Consider the following 2,790-nt stretch of genomic DNA (forward strand, 5'->3'; position numbering starts at 1 on the left):
ACCTACAACTATAATAAACAATCTAACAAAGCAGTCGCAGATGAACAATGTAATATTATAGAAGTAATCATTAATGATTACGAAACTGAAAGATAGAGGCATTAAAATAGAATTTTTTATTGCACTAACGGGTGCGTTAGCTGAAGATTGGGGCTGTCTTTAAGGCAGCTTTTTCTTATGGTACTAACGGGGCAGTTTAGTTAAGGAAAGAGATGTTAATTACAACATCTCTTTTTACTCCACTTCGTCTTCAGTTTTCAGCATTTCATCATCTATGATGTCAACTAATTCTTGAATACTAAACATATAAAGAACAACTTCTTTATCAACATCTTCAATATGAACTTCGGCTTCAATTCGTATTTTTGTTTCTTTTCCTTTATAAATAACATCAAAAGTTCCAATTTCTTTAACTTCGTTGTGTTTCATTGTGTCGGTTTCAGATGTAATAGAATTGATTTCATCTTGACTAAAGCCTGAATCCAATACTGTGGATGATAAATGTTTTAAAAAAGGTTCTACATCTTCAGGATCAAAATTCATTCCAGCTGCAAATGGTGCTTCTTCGTTGTCATTTGTATTATTTTTTTTGTTAACCATATAAATAGTACCTCCAACTAAAAGTATAATAAGACTAATGATTAAAAATTTCACATATTTTCACGCCTTTCTATTTATCATTATAAAGCAACATTTAATCTTCTTGGATATTGCTAATCGGTGTAAATAATTCCAATATTTTTTTGATATGAATAAAAAAAATAAAAGGTTTCTTAATGAACTAACGGATGCTTTAGCATAAGATCAAAGCTGTCTTTAAGGCAGCTTTTTCTTATGCCACTATCGGGGCAGGTTTGTTTAGTAAGATCAGATTTTATAGTTATAATTTTTATAAATACAAGAAAAGTAGGTATGATATGAAACCTGAAAAGATTAAAGAGGCTATATTCGTAATTGGAACTTATACTTTTCTTCTTCTGTTCTTTTATAGTTTTATTGATGCAAATTGGAGTAGTGAGAAATTAAATTATTTCAAGCCATATATAGGTGCTTTGGGTTTGCTTGTTGTGGTTGGATATATCGAAAGGTTTCAGACAGTTTTATCAAAGAAGAATTACCTTTGGATTAAAATTTTTTCCATAATATTTAGTTTAATATTACAAGTGTTTTTGATATCTCACTAGAAATATTAACGTAGGGCTTGTTTAACTAACGGGTGCTTTAGCTGAAGATCAGAGCTGTCTTTAAGACAGCTTTTTCTTATGGAACTATCGGGGCAGGTTAGTTGAACAAGGTGGGATATAGAATATGTTATAATTTCAATAGTTTGGAAAAAGATTCCTGGAGGGGTATGGGTGGAAGTGAATTTTGGAAATGTGGCAATAAATTACGCTCAATATAGAAATGACTTACCTGTTGAGTTATTGGAAAGTTTAAAACTTAGAGGAATAGATTTTAAAAATAAAAAAGTGGTGGATTTGGGTTCTGGGACGGGAGTATTAAGTCGAGTTTTACATAATGAGGGTGCAGCTGTTGTGGGAGTAGAACCTTCAGCAGAATTAATAGAACAAGCGAAGGTAATTGATAAGAGTGAAGGTAATATTATTGAGTATATAAATACATACGCTGAATCTACAACGTTAGATAATGGTTTATTTGATTATGTAACCGTTTTAAGAGCATGGCACTGGTTTAATCGGGAAAAAACCCTAGATGAAATTAAAAGAATTCTGGCGAATAAGGGTAAATTGATTGTAATGGATTCAGGGTTTATATCAAAAAGTAAAGTTATAGATGATACACTTCAAATTATTAAAGCACATATGCCAAATGGAGAGTTAAAACCGGCTGGCGCTAAAGCAGAATCAAAACAGTTTATCAATGGTTTTCCAGTTGAGTGGTTTAAGGAATGGCAGGAACATAAATTTGACTTGAAAGAAACATATAAGTTCAATTACACAGTATCTTTTACAAATGAAGGCTGGTGTGGAAGAGTTGGTTCTCTATCTTGGCTTTCAGGATTTACAGAAAATCAACGAAATGAAATACTTGATGAAATCTTTACTCATTTAGTAAAAGAATATGGAGACATTCAACATAATATCCAACATGGATGCTTTATAACTATATTGAATTGTTTATAAGGGGCAGGTTAGATCAACAAGGAATTAGATTTCATCCTATCTAAATTAGTACCTTGAATCCTAATTTAGATAGGGAAAAGGGGAACTAAATGAATTACAAAGTCATAATAAACATACCAATATCTAATCATGAAATACCTGAATTAAGAGAACTTGTTGGATGGGGAAGACGAGACAAGGATTTTCCAACCTTGTTTAAACGATGTAACTTTTGGGCTGGAGTAAGAAACGAAAATAAAACTTATAGCATTTGGTTATGTTGCTGGCACGGGATTAGAACATGGTTATATGGAAGACATAATTGTTCATCCTGATTATCAAAAAATGGGAATTGGTGTGGAATTAGTAAGAGAATTATTAAGAGAGTCTGAACGGTATGGTTTAGAAATTGTTACCTTAACGTATGATCCCAAACATAAAGACTTTTATGAAACTTGTGGCTTTACTCCTTGTTCAGGTGGGTTATGGAAAAAACAGTAATGAACTACCATGAAAATAGACTTCTGGAATTTAGGGGAAAAGGCAATACTTAAGAAGACGCAGCTCATTGTTTTTTTTAAAAAGGGGAGAGCGCCTAATTTACTGATTTATTGTAGGTAAGTGGACTGGATTAGGATGCTTCAGGTTCTTGTAATGTAACTGTGTA

The 2,790-nt window shown here is 32.1% G+C and carries 3 protein-coding genes; 2 read left to right on the forward strand and 1 reads right to left on the reverse strand.

The features are described 5' to 3' along the window. Positions 1-234: 234 nt before the first annotated feature. Positions 235-600: a hypothetical protein gene (locus ACIQ0C_RS27075; RefSeq protein WP_403065963.1), complete on the reverse strand. Its 366-nt coding sequence runs from the start codon at positions 598-600 to the stop codon at positions 235-237. Between the two features lie 755 nt (positions 601-1,355). Between ACIQ0C_RS27075 and ACIQ0C_RS27080 the strand changes: the two genes are divergently transcribed. Beyond that, positions 1,356-2,144 carry a class I SAM-dependent methyltransferase gene (locus ACIQ0C_RS27080; RefSeq protein ID WP_403065966.1) on the forward strand — a complete coding sequence of 263 codons (789 nt, stop codon included), beginning with the start codon at positions 1,356-1,358 and terminating at the stop codon, positions 2,142-2,144. A 288-nt stretch (positions 2,145-2,432) separates the two neighbouring features. Beyond that, entirely contained in the window at positions 2,433-2,624 is a 192-nt protein-coding gene (locus ACIQ0C_RS27085; RefSeq protein WP_403065969.1) for a GNAT family N-acetyltransferase, read from the forward strand. Positions 2,625-2,790 lie beyond the last annotated feature (166 nt).

This window comes from Peribacillus sp. NPDC096448, from assembly GCF_044762675.1.
Classification (GTDB): Bacteria; Bacillota; Bacilli; order Bacillales; family DSM-1321; genus Peribacillus; species Peribacillus frigoritolerans_B.